The following is a 14999-nucleotide window of genomic DNA, read 5'->3' as shown; positions in this document are numbered from 1 at the left end:
TCTTTCCTTTAGTTCCTATGACCTAGATTCGTGAAGCTGCCGCGTACTGCTTTAGCAGATCTGGCACGTCTAGAATCAATGCGATATGACCATCACTCGTAATTGTTGCACCCGCCATACCTGGAGTGCCTTGTAGCAGTTTATCTAGCGGCTTAATAACCACTTCTTCTTGGCCGATAAGCGTATCAACCACAAAGCCAACTCGCTGGCTACCCAGTTGAACAATCACAACATGTCCGTGACCTTTACGCTGCTCTACTAGCCCCATGTTTGGTGTTAGCCAGTTTTGCAAGTAGAACAAAGGAATCGACTTATCACGCACAATAATCGTCAACTGACCATCAACAACGTTCGTGCGGCTTAGATCTAAGTGGAAAATCTCATTCACGCTCGCTAATGGCAGCGCAAACGGATGCCCCCCTACACCAACCATCAGTGTTGGCAGAATCGCCAGCGTTAATGGCACTTTGATGGTGATCTTAGTACCTTGGCCCATTTCAGAATCGATATCTATTGAGCCATTCAAGGTATTGATCGCTGTTTTCACAACGTCCATCCCTACACCACGGCCTGAAATATCAGAAATTTTCTCTTTGCTCGAGAAACCAGGCATAAAGATCAGGTTGAAACACTCTTTATTGGTAAGACGCGAAGCCGCATCTTCGTCCATAATGCCACGTTTAACCGCAATTGCTCGAAGTTTATCTGGGTCCATACCGCCACCGTCATCCACGATAGCCAGTTCAATATGGTCGCCTTCTTGAGCAGCAGATAGAATCACTTTACCTGTACTTGGTTTACCTGCAGCAACGCGGTCTTCCGGCATTTCGATACCATGGTCGACTGAGTTACGCACCAAGTGAATCAACGGATCGGCAAGCGCTTCAACTAGGTTCTTATCTAGGTCAGTATCTTCACCGCGCATCTCAAGCGAGATATCTTTTTTCAGACTACGCGCCAAATCTCGAACAACACGAGGGAAACGGCCAAATACTTTCTTGATCGGTTGCATACGCGTTTTCATCACCGCGCCTTGCAAGTCAGCAGTAACAACATCTAGGTTTGCTACCGCTTTCGACATTTCTTCGTCAGCACTGTTCAAACCAAGGCTAAGCAGACGGTTACGTACCAATACCAACTCACCAACCATGTTCATAATGGTATCTAGTGTCGAGGTATCAACACGGACTGTTGCTTCTGCTTGTGTTTTCTTCGCTGGCGTCGCCGCTTCTGATTTAGCAGGGACAGATTTCTCAGGCGCTTTCACTGGCGCAGGTGCAGCAACTGGTTTTGCTTCAACTTGTAGGTTCGCGGAAGCTGGCTTAGTTGCCGCTTCCAGTTCTTCGACTGAAGGGCCTTTGCCACTACCGTGCAACTCGTCGAGCAGTTTTTCAAACTCCTCGTCGGTCATTAAATCACTATCGCCAGATGCACTCGGTTGTGGAGCAGGAGTCGGCGGTGGCGTCGCGGACTCTGCAACCGCATCGCCAGGTGCTTTTCCGACGCCGTGTAGCTCATCGAGTAATTTCTCGAACTCGTCATCGGTAATATCACCACTCGCTTCGTCTTCTGACTTTGATGGCGCAGAAGCAGCAGGTGCTGCACTACTCGGCGCAGTGCCTTTACCGTGCAGTTCATCAAGCAGTTTTTCAAATTCGTCTTGGGTGATTTCGTCGATTGAATTTGCCGACGTTTCTGCGGACACTGGCGTTTCAGCCGGCACTTCCACTGGCGCCTCTACCACAGGTTCTATGTCAGGGACTTGAGCTACGCTTGCTTCTTCCGCAGAGGCAGGCTTACTTAGACGGTGCAGTTCATCAAGTAAGGATTGATCTGCTGCGACGAGAGGTTCACGATCTTGAACCGCCTGGAATTGTTCGTTAACGGTATCCAATGCTTGTAGCATGGTGTCCATGAGACTCGCGTCTACTTGACGCTGACCGTTACGCAAAATATCAAACACGTTCTCTGCACCGTGGCAGGTATCAACAAGTTCTGTCAAAGACAAGAAACCTGCGCCACCTTTAACGGTGTGGAAGCCTCGGAAAATGGCGTTTAATAGATCTTTGTCATCTGGATTGTTTTCCAACTCAACCAGCTGCTCAGAGAGAAGTTCTAGTATCTCGCCAGCTTCAACCAAAAAGTCCTGAAGAATATCTTCGTCTAAATCGTAGCTCATATAATACCTCTAAAACCCAAGACTCGAGAGAAGGTCATCGACTTCATCTTGCGATGAAACGGCATCCTCTCGCTCGTGAGGGTTGAGAATCGGACCTTCTGGGTCCGTAGATGCTTTTTTGTTGTTATCTGTATTCTTATCCAACGACGAGTTTTTATGTGCCGCTAGAATATTGACTAACCGATTTTCAAGCTCATTCACCAGTGTAATCACTCTGGAAATAATTTGTCCGGTTAAGTCCTGAAAATCCTGAGCCATCAAGATCTCGGTCAATTGACCGCGTAATTCAGAGCTATCCCCTTCAACTTGACCAAGTAGGTCATCAATGTTGTGGCATAGCGCTTTAAACTCAGTGATATCAATGCGCCCGTACATTAGTTCATTCCACTGAGGACGAACTTTGAGCAGACCTTCGTGCAAGTTTTCAGCTATTGGCATGCAGCGATCAACAGCGTCCATGGTTTTGTTTGCAGCATCTTCGGTCTTATCAATGACATACTGAAGGCGATCCCTGGCATCTGGGATTTCGTCATTGGCAATTTGACTCATTCGTTCATCGCTACTGAACTGCTTGATTGCTTCATGAAGATCGCGAGTTAATTCACCAAGCTCTTCAATCACCGCATTCGAAGCATTTTCGTACAGATCTTTCACAAGAAGATTGGCTTCTTGTTGTTGCTCATTTTCTAGTAGCGTTACGAGTTGTTTCGCTTGCTCTAATGAAATCATTCTGAATTGGCCTTAACGCCTTGAGTTATAGACTATAAACGTTCAAAAATCTTATCTAGCTTCTCTTTTAGTGTCGCAGCTGTGAAAGGCTTAACAATGTAGCCATTTACACCCGCTTGTGCCGCTTCGATGATCTGTTCGCGTTTTGCTTCCGCGGTAATCATAAGAACAGGTAGATGCTTTAGCTCAGCATCTGCGCGGATATGTTTCAGGAGGTCAATACCTTGCATCCCTGGCATATTCCAGTCTGTCACGACGAAGTCGAACTCACCTTTTTTAAGCATAGGTAACGCCGTCAAGCCGTCATCAGCTTCTGATGTATTATTGAAACCCAGATCGCGAAGTAGGTTCTTAACAATACGGCGCATTGTTGAAAAATCATCAACAATAAGGATCTTCATGTTTTTATTCAAAATTGCCTCCACTGAATTCAATATCAGTGTTTTACTCATTGTTAGTCCACGCACTGAGTTTAGTGCGTAAACGCTGCATTGATTGACTTAGTATCTGGCTAACGCGTGACTCGCTAACACCAATTACTTCGCCAATTTCTTTTAAATTCAATTCTTCGTCATAGTAAAGCGAAAGCACAAGCGCCTCGCGTTCCGGCAAAGATTTAATCGACTCCACCAGCGCATTTCGAAAGAACTCATCCGCGACACCTTGAAAAGGGCTGTTCGCCTCTTCGTTATCTTCAGTGTTGATCACGTCTTCGGAAACGCCAAGATCTTCAATACCAACCAATCGAGAACAGTTAATGTCAGTTAGGACTGAGTGATATTGTTCTAAACTCATGCCTACGAGCTTAGCGACTTCCATATCCGTCGGGTCACGATTGAGCTCACCCTCTAGTGTTGCGATCGCCTGGCTTATCTCGCGGCTATGTCGGTGTACCGAGCGAGGAACCCAATCTCCGCGTCTGATATCATCGAGCATAGCACCACGGATTCGAATACCCGCGTAAGTTTCAAAACTCGCGCCTTTACTACCGTCATAATTCTTCTGGGCTTCAAGTAAACCAATCATGCCCGATTGAATAAGGTCTTCTACTTGCACACTAGGAGGGAGCCGACCCAACAAATGATGAGCAATACGCTTCACAAGCACCGAGTATTTCTCTAGAAACACCCGCTGGCTGTTCTGGTTTCCGTACTGGTCATAGGTCAGGGCCTTATTCACCAAATGGTTCCTCTAGTATTTCTGTTCTTTTCAACAAACGTTCAACAAAAAACTCGAGATGCCCGCTTGGCGTCTTAGGAATTGGCCAAGTTAGCGCTTTATTTGCCAAAGACCCTATGGCTAGAGCGGCAGGTGAGCGCGGAAATGCATCGACAACAATTTTCTGTTTTTTAACGGCTTGTCGAACTTTATCATCTAATGGAATACATGCTACGAGCTCAAGGCTCACATTCAAGAATCGCTCTGTGACCAAGGTCAATTTTGCGAACAATTCTCTCCCTTCGCGGTAGCTTCGGACCATGTTTGCTACGATTTTGAATCGCTGAACTTGGTGCTCTTTACTCAGCAATTTAATCAACGCATATGCATCAGTGATCGAGGTTGGTTCATCACAAACAACCACCACCACATCTTGGGCTGCGCGCGAAAAGCTGACTACCATATCAGAGATACCAGCAGCCGTGTCAATTAATAACACGTCCATCTCGTCTTCTAGGCTACCAAATGCGCGAATCAAGCCGATATGCTGTGCATGTGATAGCTCTGCCATAGATTGAGTACCAGATGTCGCCGGAATAATTTTTATACCGAATGGTCCTTCAACAATAGCATCTTTGAGCTCACACTCACCTGCAAGAACGTGACCGAGGTTGCGCTTTGGTCGAATACCTAGCATTACATCGACATTTGCGAGACCTAAGTCAGCGTCTAGGACCATGACTTTCTTACCTTGGCGAGCCATACAGATAGCCATGCCGAGAGTTACGTTTGATTTACCGACACCACCTTTACCACCCGTAACAGAGATGACCTTAGTTAGAGAAGGTTGTGTTAAGCGGCGTAGTCCGCTTGCTTGGTCTTGTATCATGTTATTTGTCATAATCGTCTGCCGCCTAGAACCTTTCCGCGTCACTATTCCAGTAGTGAGGCTCGTCTTCTGTCGACTTCTCAAGTAATTCGTTTGCCTTAGCTACCATATATTTGGGCTGGGCAATCACAATATCTTCGGGCACTCGCTGACCGTTTGCTATGTACGCAACCGGTAATGAATTCTGCACAACCACACTTACAAACTCACCAAGGCTTAACGACTCATCAAGTTTGGTTAAGATACATCCAGATAGTGGGATGCGTTTAAAATGGTCGATTGTCTCTTGCAACACCTTGCGCTGAGCAGTGGCTGGAAGCACAAGATAACTATGAATCACTTCACCGCTATCGTGCATCAAAGTATCCAGCTGTTCTGACAGTCGTACATCTCGCTGCCCCATACCCGCAGTATCAACAAGAATTAGGCGACGGTTTCGTAACTGATAAATTACATCGGCTAACTCTTTAGAATCTTTAGCAACTTTTACCGGACACCCCATAATCCGACCATAAATCGCCAATTGTTCGTGGGCGCCAATTCGATAAGTATCGGTTGTCACTAACGCAACGTTGTCTGCGCCCCATTCCATCGCCGCGCGAGCCGCAAGCTTAGCCACAGTCGTTGTCTTACCAACTCCTGTTGGGCCGAGCAGAGCCACCACACCACCGCGTTTAAGAATGTCCTGCTTTGAAATTGGCACTTGGTCAGACACCAAGCCTAATAACGCCTTCCACGCTTTGGTTGGTGGCGTATCTTCAGGAATGTAACAAGCCAGTTGGTCCGCTAAGTCCGATGAAACACCCATACGCTCTAAGCGTTTGATCAACATTGCTCTTAGTGGCTCACGACGCTCCACTTCTTGCCACATAAGGCCAGACACTTGATGCTCTAGAAGTCGACGAATAGACATCATCTCTTCTTTCATGTCTTCTAGGCTTTCATTGGACACTTCCGCTTGGCTTGGACGACCACGCTCAAAACGCGTTGGGTCCAGACGGGTTTGTGGACGTTCAATTCGAGAGTCTTCAGCAATCAATTTAGCTAGCGGTGAATCTTCTTTCAGTTGAATGCGGTCGGCATTAGGTTGTGCTGAAGACTGGAGTTTAAGTAACGCTGACAGTGAGTCTGCGCTCTCTTCCTCGCGCTCTTCAAAATCGGGTTTACCATTGCTGTAATGTTTCAGCATATTGGCGAAACGCTTAGTCATCGAACGACCGGAGTCGGCCTGAGTTTGCAATGAAACTCGGTCATCCTCTAGCTGCCGTTTTGGCGAAGTAGGCAAAGAAGCAGGCGCTTGGCGTAAGTTATGACGAGGGCTAGAACCGTAGTTGTTCGTCGACGAGCGATTTGCACCCTCGCTATCGATCGCCGCAACGATCTCGACACCACCTGCGACTTTTTTGTTTGACATGATCACCGCGTCGTCTCCCAACTCCCCTTTCACTTGGAGTAGAGCAGAGCGCATGTCCTTGGCAAAAAATCGTTTAATCTTCAATTTGGGTACCGTTTATTCCCGCATATGTCCTAGTTACCGACCGCTTGAACAATGCGAATTTGTTTTTCGTCTGGGATTTCTTGGTAAGAGAGAACTCGCAATGACGGAATCGTGTTCTTAACAAACTTCGCTAATGTCGAACGCAATACGCCCGAGGTTAACAACACCGCTGGTTCACCTTTCAGTTCTTGCTCTTGAGTCGCATTGCTCAAAGAAGCTTGTAAACGTTCGGCTAACCCTGGCTCGATTCCAGCAGATTCCCCTCCTGAAGCCTGCATTGTCTGATGCAATATTTGTTCCAGCTCAGGAATTAAAGTAATTACTGGAAGTTCTGGCTCTATACCATTGATTTCTTGAACAATTAATCGCTTGAGTGAAATTCGCACCGCCGCAGTTAAGATGTCAGGTTCTTGACTCTTACTGGAGTATTCAGACAAGGTTTGAACAATGGTACGAATATCACGAATTGGTACAGCTTCATTGAGTAGGTTTTGTAGCACTTTAACCACAACACCCAGTTGCAGTTGATCGGGTACAAACGCTTCCACCAGTTTCGGCGCGCTGCGGCCAAGCATCTCGAGTAGGTTTTGTACTTCCTCATGACCGATAAGTTGAGACGCGTTGTTGGTCAGCAATTGGCTCAGGTGCGTCGCCAGTACAGTGGAAGAGTCCACAACGGTATAACCTAGCGCTTGTGCGTGCTCTCGCTGCTCTTCTCGAATCCACACCGCTTCTAGGCCAAAGGCTGGGTCAACCGTCGGTTCACCTTCAATCATGCCGTAGACTTGACCAGGGTTGATTGCCAGCTCCATATCTGGGCGGATTTCTGCTTCACCCACCGCAACCCCCATCAAGGTAATGCGGTAACTGTTCGGTGTCAGCTCAAGGTTATCTCGGATATGAACCGCTGGGATCAAGAAGCCAAAATCTTGTGATAGCTTTTTGCGCACCCCTTTGACGCGCTCAAGCAACTCACCACCTTGGTCTTTATCCACCAATGGGATTAAACGATAACCGACTTCAAGACCAACGATATCGACGGGCTGAACGTCATCCCAAGACAGCTCTTTCGGCGTTGGGTGATCGGTTTCAGTCGTGGCGGGTAGGTTTTTGGTTTCTTCTTGGATTTTCTGTTTGCGTTGAATCCAGTACGCCGAACCACCAGCGATGATCGCCAATAGCAAGAACGCAAAGTGCGGCATTCCAGGAACGATACCCATTACACCTAGAATACCCGCGGTAATCATCAGTGCTTTCGGGTTATCGAACATTTGGAACACAACCTGCTGTCCCATGTCTTCGTCAGCATTCTGACGAGTCACCATGATCGCCGCACCGATTGAGAGTAGTAGCGATGGGATTTGTGCAACTAGGCCATCACCAATGGTGAGCAAGGTATAGATTTGAATCGCTTCGCCAAAGCCCAAATCGTACTGAGCCATACCGATAGACAAGCCGCCGATAATGTTGATAAACAGGATCAGGATACCGGCGATCGCGTCACCTTTTACGAATTTAGACGCACCGTCCATCGAACCGTAGAAGTCTGCCTCTTTAGTCACTTCTTGGCGTCGGGTACGAGCTTGGTCTTGGTCAATCAAGCCAGCATTCAAGTCTGCATCGATCGCCATTTGTTTACCGGGTAAGGCATCAAGTGTAAAGCGGGCACTTACTTCCGAGATACGTCCTGCACCTTTGGTCACAACCATGAAGTTAATGATCATCAAGATCAGGAACACCACCAGACCCACTGCGTAGTTACCGCCTATCACAACGTTACCAAACGCTTCAATCACGTTACCCGCTGCACCTGGCCCTTCATGGCCATACAGCAATACCACACGAGTTGAGGCGACGTTCAACGCCAATCTCAGCAAAGTCGCAATCAGCAATACCGTCGGAAACGCCGCAAAGTCCAATGGTCTGCGGGTGTAAACCGTTACCAGCAGCACCACCATAGCCAGCGCAATGTTGAAGGTAAAAAACAAATCGAGCAAAAATGCTGGTATCGGTAGAACCACCATCGCCAGCGTAGCCAAAACCATGACTGGCGCACCAATCGCTGGCATAGCTCGCTGCGGTATAGGAGGTAACTTATCCGCAAAAGGCAAAGAAAACTTCATAGATAGGCAGCTACAATTGTCTATAGAAAGAGAAACTTAGCCTCACATGCAATTTTTGATCCACAGGAGATGTCAAATAAATGACTGGAAGTTCAGCCTATTAATCGGCAATCGAAGAGTTGGTGAGGAATTAAAAACACGAAAGCCCGTCAGACAAGTTTTTGTCTGACGGGCTTTGCGTAATACTGATTATGGCTGAATATTAAACGCAACTTCGCCGTCATGTTTTTCTGGCGAGTAATCGATACACAATAAACCCGAGGTTGGGAACATTGGCGGGACCATATCGACAACAAATTCCGCCGCCAAATATCCGACTAATGGCAAGTGAGAGACCAGTAAGACAGATTCCAGTTTTTCCACCTCAATCAAGGCGTTAACATACTCGGCCACCTGCTCCGAATCACCATAAGGGGTAATATCTTCACTGATTTCAATTTGGCGCGCATCGAACTGAGACGAGATTTCTTGCCAAGTCTGCTGAGCACGTAAGTAAGGACTAACAATCACTTTATCAAAATGCTTGATGCCCTGTGCCACACAAGCTGCCGCGACAGCCGAAGAGGCACTGCGCCCTCTGTCTGTTAGCGCTCGCTCGGCATCACTCTGAGCGAAGTGCTCTGCTTCCCCGTGACGCATAATAAATATTTTCATGGCTTCTTCCTAAACATATCCGAGACTGGCTGCGGAGAGTTCATCTTTGTATTGTTCTTTTCTTTATTATGACGTTGTTTGTATCAAATATGGGCGGCTTGTTGCACGCTGAATATTGCAACTAATTATATCAACTGGTTCAAGAAAGACTTGGACATCACTAACACAATTGACTAATACGCTTTTTGTCCAAGTAACAGCATTTTGCTCAGATTTCTCAGATAGATAGTTTGCAGTCGTCATTATCCGAGTCATAATTATAAAACACTCACCCCAAATTTTACCTTCACCGGAGAGCGTCGCGTGCATATTAGCCCTAACGACACCAACCTGTACCGTTACCTCACTCTAAGCAACGGGATTCGGGTTTTGCTCATTCATGATGCCAATGCGCAAAAGTCCGCGGCGGCACTGGCCGTTAACGTCGGACATTTCGACGATCCCAGCGACCGCGAAGGTTTGGCGCACTATCTAGAGCACATGCTTTTCCTAGGCACGGAAAAGTACCCTAAAGTGGGCGAGTTTCAAAGCTATATTAGTCAGCACGGGGGCAGTAATAACGCGTGGACAGGCACAGAGCACACCTGTTTCTTCTTCGATGTCACCCCGAGCGCATTCGACAATGCCCTAGATCGCTTCAGCCAATTTTTTACCGCGCCACTATTTAATTCCGAAGCGCTGGATAAAGAGCGCCAAGCGGTTGAGTCAGAATACAAGCTAAAGCTCAATGATGATTCTCGACGCTTGTACCAAGTACACAAAGAAGTGGTCAACCAACAGCACCCTTTCAGTAAATTCTCTGTCGGTAATCTAGAGACATTGGGAGATCGAAATGGTGAATCCATTCGCGACGAAATCATCGATTTCCACTACCAACAATATTCGGCGGATTTGATGACGCTTGCGGTCGTGGGCCCACAAGAGCTCGACCAACTTGAGCAGTGGTGCTGCGAGAAGTTTTCCAGCATCCCTAATCACCATCTCGCCGGCAAGTCGGTCGAGGTTCCTTTCTGCGATGAGAGCTCTACGGGTGTGCGCGTGCATGTTGAGCCAATCAAAGAAATTCGCAAATTGATTCTTACCTTTCCACTGCCTGGTATGGATGAGCATTACCAAAGTAAGCCACTTTCTTATTTTGCCCACCTACTCGGCTATGAGGGGGAAGGCAGTTTAATGCTGGCACTAAAAGAACAAGGTTGGATTACCTCGCTGTCTGCGGGTGGTGGTACAAGTGGCAGCAACTACCGAGAGTTCACAGTAAGCTGCGCGCTGACCCCCGATGGCTTGGAACACCTTGATGACATTACTCAAGCAGTGTTCAGTTACATCGACCTTATCCGCAATTCTGGTTTAGACGAGTGGCGCTACTTAGAGAAAAAAGCGGTGCTCGAATCGGCATTTCGCTTCCAAGAACCGACTCGCCCAATGGATTTGGTCAGTCATCTGGTCATCAACCTGCAACACTATCAGCCGCAAGACGCGATTTACGGCGATTACATGATGACAGGCTACGACGAACAGTTGTTAAAAACACTGCTTGGCTACTTTAGTGTCGAAAACTTACGCACCACAGTGATTGCCAAAGGACTGGAGTACGACAAAACGGCCAAATGGTACTTTACCCCCTACTCGGTTAAAGCGTTTGACGAGCAACAACTCAGCAAGTTTACTGCTCCGTCCGATCTAAGTTTCAGCCTTCCGAGCAAGAACCCATTTATTTGTTACGAGCTAGATCCGCAAGGGGTAGAAACAACGTCCAACGTTCCTCACGTCATTGAAGAACTGCCAGGGTTCAAGCTGTGGCACTTACAAGACAGCGAGTTCCGCGTACCTAAAGGCATGGTGTATGTCGCAATAGATAGCCCACAAGCCGTTGCCAATCCACGTAAGATCGTAAAAACGCGGTTGTGTGTCGAAATGTTCCTCGACAGCCTAGCCACGGAAACATACCAAGCGGAGATCGCGGGTATGGGTTACAACATGTACGCTCATCAAGGTGGCGTCACGTTAACCGTTTCTGGATTTAGCAAAAAACAACCCGAGCTGATGCGTTTGATCCTTGAACGCTTTGCCCGCCGAGAATTCAGTCAGCAACGCTTCGATACTATTAAGCAACAGTTGTTAAGAAACTGGCGCAACGCCGCACAAGACCGTCCCATTTCACAATTGTTCAACGCGTTAACGGGCATTTTGCAACCGAACAACCCGCCTTACGCAGTGTTGGCCGATGCTTTAGAAACGATTGATGTAGAAGAGCTGCCTAACTTTGTCGACTCGATTCTCTCTGAGTTGCACGTCGAAATGTTTGTCTACGGCGACTGGAATAAAACGGATGCCTTAACCCTGGGCGACACCTTAAAAGACGCTCTACGGGTAAAAAATCAGCAATATGAAGAGTCGTTGCGCCCGCTGGTCATGTTGGGTAAAAGCGGCACATTCCAGCGTGAGGTGTTCTGCGATCAAGAGGATTCGGCGGTGGTGCTTTACTATCAGTGTGATGACACCAGCCCCAAAAGTATTGCCCTGTATTCACTGGCAAACCATTTAATGTCGGCGACCTTCTTCCATGAGATCCGTACCAAGCAACAGCTTGGTTATATGGTTGGTACAGGCAACTTACCGCTGAACAAACATCCGGGGATTGTGTTGTATGTACAATCTCCTAATGCTGCGCCAGCAGAACTGGTGAGCTCGATAGACGAGTTTCTCAATGCGTTTTACATGGTATTGCTCGAATTAGACGAGTACCAATGGCATAGCAGTAAGCGTGGCTTATGGAACCAGATTTCAACGCCGGATACGACACTGCGTTCTCGAGCGCAGCGTATGTGGGTTGCCATCGGTAATAAAGATATCGAGTTTAATCAGCGCGAAAAAGTGCTGGAAGAACTCAAAGGTCTAGAACGTGCAGACATGATTCGCTTTGTCGTTAACGAATTAAAACCACGCACCGCAAATCGCTTAATCATGCATACTCAAGGCAACGCACACCACGATGAACAGAAGCTAGAGCTTGGGCTAGAGATTGGCTCAATTGAAGAGTTTCAGTTACGACCAAAAGATGTCGAACTGGGTTAAACTTTTAAAAGGGCTTCTATTACGAAGCCCTTTTTATGGCGAACTAGCCTAGTTATTGGCGCTCAGATTCTACTATCGCTTTCAACGAATGGGGGTGTAGCTTGATACACACACCCGCGCGTTTGAATGCAAACGTTGGGTTATTTAAACGCTCACCTTCACCTTTTGGGCTAGAGAGTTTGGTTTTCACACCACGCTCCGCCAACGAGTCATACTGCTGGGCGAACTCAGGAAACTGCTGTTTCAAATCAGCCAGATATTCTTGCGCGGTTTGAGCCGCTGATGGCACAACAAACTCCACATGTTCCCAGCTCTGCTCTGGATAGAGTTTACCCTCCGCTGGGTAAGGCAGTTCCAAACACTCAATAGACCAACCCAAAGCTTTGAGTGGCTGAGTAAACTCAATCACAATGATTGGACGACCATTGATCTGCGCATTCGATATTTCTTTGCCCTGATTAAGCCACTCTTGATGAGCTAATTGTGCTAGTTCTGCATCATTGATACGTAATGCAATATGATCCGCCTGAAAACTAGACAAATCGATATGCATAATTTCGCTTAATCCTTGGATTTTATGCATAAAATCATCAAGTTTTTCACACATCTGAATCGGCATTAATTCAGCATCAATTAGTCGTTGTGACATTTTCAACCATCCAAAACATTAATTTTTCTACAATAGTAACAAGATCGTCAGGAAAAGTAGAAAATTTCCCAGTTCACTCCCTATAAGCCAACCAATAAAGTTGGTATTATGTGCGTCAAATTATGAACTAGATCAAGATATGCATTCACCTCCACCCAGGTGGATATTATCCAAAAATAGCCTGTTGCTAACTTGGAGAATGGGAATGCATACCTAACCAATTCCCCAGAATTGAAGGAAGCGCGTGTGAATATCCAAGCACTTATTAACGACAAAGTATCTCAGGCTCTTGAAGCCGCTGGCGCACCTGCAGGCAGTCCTGCGGCTGTTCGCCAATCTGCAAAACCTCAGTTTGGTGATTACCAAGCGAACGGCGTGATGGGCGTGGCTAAAAAACTAGGCACTAACCCTCGCGAATTTGCGCAAAAGGTATTGGATGTTTTGGATCTTGACGGTATCGCAAGCAAGACAGAAATTGCAGGCCCTGGCTTCATCAACATTTTCCTAAGCGAAGAGTTCCTTGCCAAACAAGCCGAAGCTGCACTCGCTGATGCGCGTTTAGGCGTAGCCGCTGAAGAACAGCAAACTATCGTTGCGGACTACTCTGCACCAAACGTTGCGAAAGAAATGCACGTAGGTCACCTACGTTCAACCATCATTGGTGATGCCGTAGTTCGTACTCTTGAGTTCCTGGGCCACAAAGTTATCCGTGCTAACCATATCGGCGACTGGGGTACTCAGTTCGGTATGCTTATCGCAAACCTAGAGCGCGTTCAACAAGAGTCTGGTGAAGTTTCAATGGAACTTGCTGATTTAGAAGCGTTCTACCGTGAGTCGAAAAAGCTTTACGATGAAGACGAAGAATTTGCAGCTAAAGCGCGTAACTACGTAGTGAAACTACAAGGCGGCGATGAATACTGCGCTGAAATGTGGAAGAAGCTGGTTGACGTAACCATGATTCAAAACCAGCGTAACTACGACCGTCTAAACGTGTCACTAACTCGTGACGACGTAATGGGCGAAAGCATGTACAACGACATGCTACCGGGCATCGTGGCGGACCTGAAAGAAAAAGGGATCGCTCAAGAAGATGACGGCGCGCAAGTCGTATTCCTCGACGAATACAAAAACAAAGATGGCGACCCTATGGGCGTTATCATCCAAAAACGCGATGGCGGTTTCCTCTACACCACAACCGATATCGCATGTGCGAAATACCGTTACGAAACGCTAGGTGCAAACCGCGTGCTTTACTTCATTGACTCACGTCAGCACCAACACTTAATGCAAGCTTGGACTATCGTGCGTAAAGCAGGTTACGTACCTGAAGAAGTGACACTTGAGCACCACGCATTCGGTATGATGCTAGGTAAAGATGGTCGTCCATTTAAGACGCGTGCGGGTGGTACTGTTCGTCTTGCAGATCTTCTTGATGAAGCGCAAGAACGTGCTGTTGCACTGATCGAATCGAAAAACCCTTCACTGGATAACGAAGAGAAGCAGAAGATCGCAACAACAGTCGCCATGGCAGCGGTTAAATACGCTGACCTGTCTAAACACCGTACCACCGACTACGTGTTTGACTGGGACAACATGTTGGCATTTGAAGGTAACACCGCACCGTACATGCAGTACGCTTACACGCGTGTCGCTTCGATCTTCGCTAAAGCGGGCATCTCTATGGATGAGCTATCTGGCGATATCAAGATTACTGAAGAGAAAGAAAAAGCGCTGATCGCTAAACTACTTCAGTTTGAAGAAGCGGTTCAATCTGTTGCTCGTGAAGGTCAACCACACATCATGTGTAGCTACCTATTCGAACTAGCGGGTCAGTTCTCTAGCTTCTACGAAGCTTGTCCAATCCTAAACAGCGAAGACGAGTCAGTAAAACTGAGCCGTATGAAACTGGCAGCTCTGACAGCGAAAACCATCAAGCAAGGTCTATCTCTGCTAGGTATCGAAACACTCGATCGCATGTAATCTAAACTTGCGGTTTTGCATAGAAAAAGGTTGGCGTTTTGGCGTCAACCTTTTCTTTTGTT

At 47.2% G+C, this 14999-nt stretch carries 11 protein-coding genes; 2 read left to right on the top strand and 9 right to left on the bottom strand.

Going from position 1 to position 14999, the window contains the following annotated elements; translation table 11 throughout:
* Nucleotides 1-22: 22 nt before the first annotated feature.
* The 8 genes from AKJ31_RS19610 to sixA all read right to left on the bottom strand — a co-directional run bounded on the left by AKJ31_RS19610 (nt 23) and on the right by sixA (nt 9230).
* On the bottom strand, nt 23-2179 hold the full coding sequence (locus tag AKJ31_RS19610) for a chemotaxis protein CheA (protein WP_053410725.1): 2157 nt from the start codon (nt 2177-2179) through the stop codon (nt 23-25).
* Between the two features lie 9 nt (nt 2180-2188).
* Entirely contained in the window at nt 2189-2908 is a 720-nt protein-coding gene (locus AKJ31_RS19605) for a protein phosphatase CheZ (RefSeq protein WP_053410724.1), read from the bottom strand.
* Nucleotides 2909-2940: 32 nt separating this feature from the next.
* Entirely contained in the window at nt 2941-3309 is a 369-nt protein-coding gene (gene cheY / locus AKJ31_RS19600; protein WP_053410859.1) for a chemotaxis response regulator CheY, read from the bottom strand.
* A gap of 43 nt (nt 3310-3352) precedes the next feature.
* Entirely contained in the window at nt 3353-4087 is a 735-nt protein-coding gene (locus AKJ31_RS19595; RefSeq protein ID WP_053410723.1) for an RNA polymerase sigma factor FliA, read from the bottom strand.
* Entirely contained in the window at nt 4080-4967 is an 888-nt protein-coding gene (locus AKJ31_RS19590; protein WP_053410722.1) for a MinD/ParA family protein, read from the bottom strand. Before AKJ31_RS19590 ends, AKJ31_RS19595 begins: the two co-directional genes overlap by 8 nt.
* 13 nt (nt 4968-4980) lie before the next feature.
* Nucleotides 4981-6453, bottom strand: a complete 1473-nt coding sequence (gene flhF, locus AKJ31_RS19585; RefSeq protein WP_053410721.1) for a flagellar biosynthesis GTPase FlhF — start codon at nt 6451-6453, stop codon at nt 4981-4983.
* 29 nt (nt 6454-6482) lie between these two features.
* Complete coding sequence (gene flhA / locus AKJ31_RS19580; RefSeq protein ID WP_053410720.1) at nt 6483-8576, bottom strand: flagellar biosynthesis protein FlhA; 2094 nt, start codon at nt 8574-8576, stop codon at nt 6483-6485.
* 189 nt (nt 8577-8765) lie between these two features.
* The gene (gene sixA, locus AKJ31_RS19575) at nt 8766-9230 is read right to left on the bottom strand and encodes a phosphohistidine phosphatase SixA (RefSeq protein ID WP_053410719.1); all 465 of its coding nucleotides are present in this window, start codon (nt 9228-9230) and stop codon (nt 8766-8768) included.
* A 303-nt stretch (nt 9231-9533) separates the two neighbouring features.
* Here sixA and AKJ31_RS19570 point away from each other — a divergent pair, with 303 nt between their 5' ends.
* Complete coding sequence (locus AKJ31_RS19570) at nt 9534-12308, top strand: insulinase family protein (protein ID WP_053410718.1); 2775 nt, start codon at nt 9534-9536, stop codon at nt 12306-12308.
* A gap of 52 nt (nt 12309-12360) precedes the next feature.
* Here the strand turns inward: AKJ31_RS19570 and AKJ31_RS19565 are convergent, their stop codons facing one another.
* On the bottom strand, nt 12361-12957 hold the full coding sequence (locus AKJ31_RS19565; RefSeq protein ID WP_053410717.1) for a VOC family protein: 597 nt from the start codon (nt 12955-12957) through the stop codon (nt 12361-12363).
* A 246-nt stretch (nt 12958-13203) separates the two neighbouring features.
* On the opposite strand from AKJ31_RS19565, the gene argS reads away from it, so the two are divergent.
* Nucleotides 13204-14937 (top strand): arginine--tRNA ligase, encoded by a 1734-nt coding sequence (gene argS / locus AKJ31_RS19560; RefSeq protein WP_053410716.1) that lies wholly within the window; start codon nt 13204-13206, stop codon nt 14935-14937.
* Nucleotides 14938-14999: the final 62 nt, after the last annotated feature.

The sequence above is a fragment of the Vibrio hepatarius genome (assembly GCF_001274785.1).
GTDB lineage: Bacteria > Pseudomonadota > Gammaproteobacteria > Enterobacterales > Vibrionaceae > Vibrio > Vibrio hepatarius.
Note: the sequence above shows the minus strand (reverse complement) of the source record. Positions and strands in the feature narration are given on the sequence as shown.

Excerpts from the sequence above, each read along its gene's own strand:
- flhA (WP_053410720.1), bottom strand. The coding sequence starts at position 8,576 with ATGAAGTTTTCTTTGCCTTTTGCGGATAAGTTACCTCCTATACCGCAG.
- AKJ31_RS19605 (WP_053410724.1), bottom strand. The coding sequence starts at position 2,908 with ATGATTTCATTAGAGCAAGCGAAACAACTCGTAACGCTACTAGAAAAT.
- sixA (WP_053410719.1), bottom strand. The coding sequence starts at position 9,230 with ATGAAAATATTTATTATGCGTCACGGGGAAGCAGAGCACTTCGCTCAG.
- AKJ31_RS19610 (WP_053410725.1), bottom strand. The coding sequence starts at position 2,179 with ATGAGCTACGATTTAGACGAAGATATTCTTCAGGACTTTTTGGTTGAA.
- AKJ31_RS19565 (WP_053410717.1), bottom strand. The coding sequence starts at position 12,957 with ATGTCACAACGACTAATTGATGCTGAATTAATGCCGATTCAGATGTGT.
- AKJ31_RS19590 (WP_053410722.1), bottom strand. The coding sequence starts at position 4,967 with ATGACAAATAACATGATACAAGACCAAGCAAGCGGACTACGCCGCTTA.
- cheY (WP_053410859.1), bottom strand. The coding sequence starts at position 3,309 with ATGAAGATCCTTATTGTTGATGATTTTTCAACAATGCGCCGTATTGTT.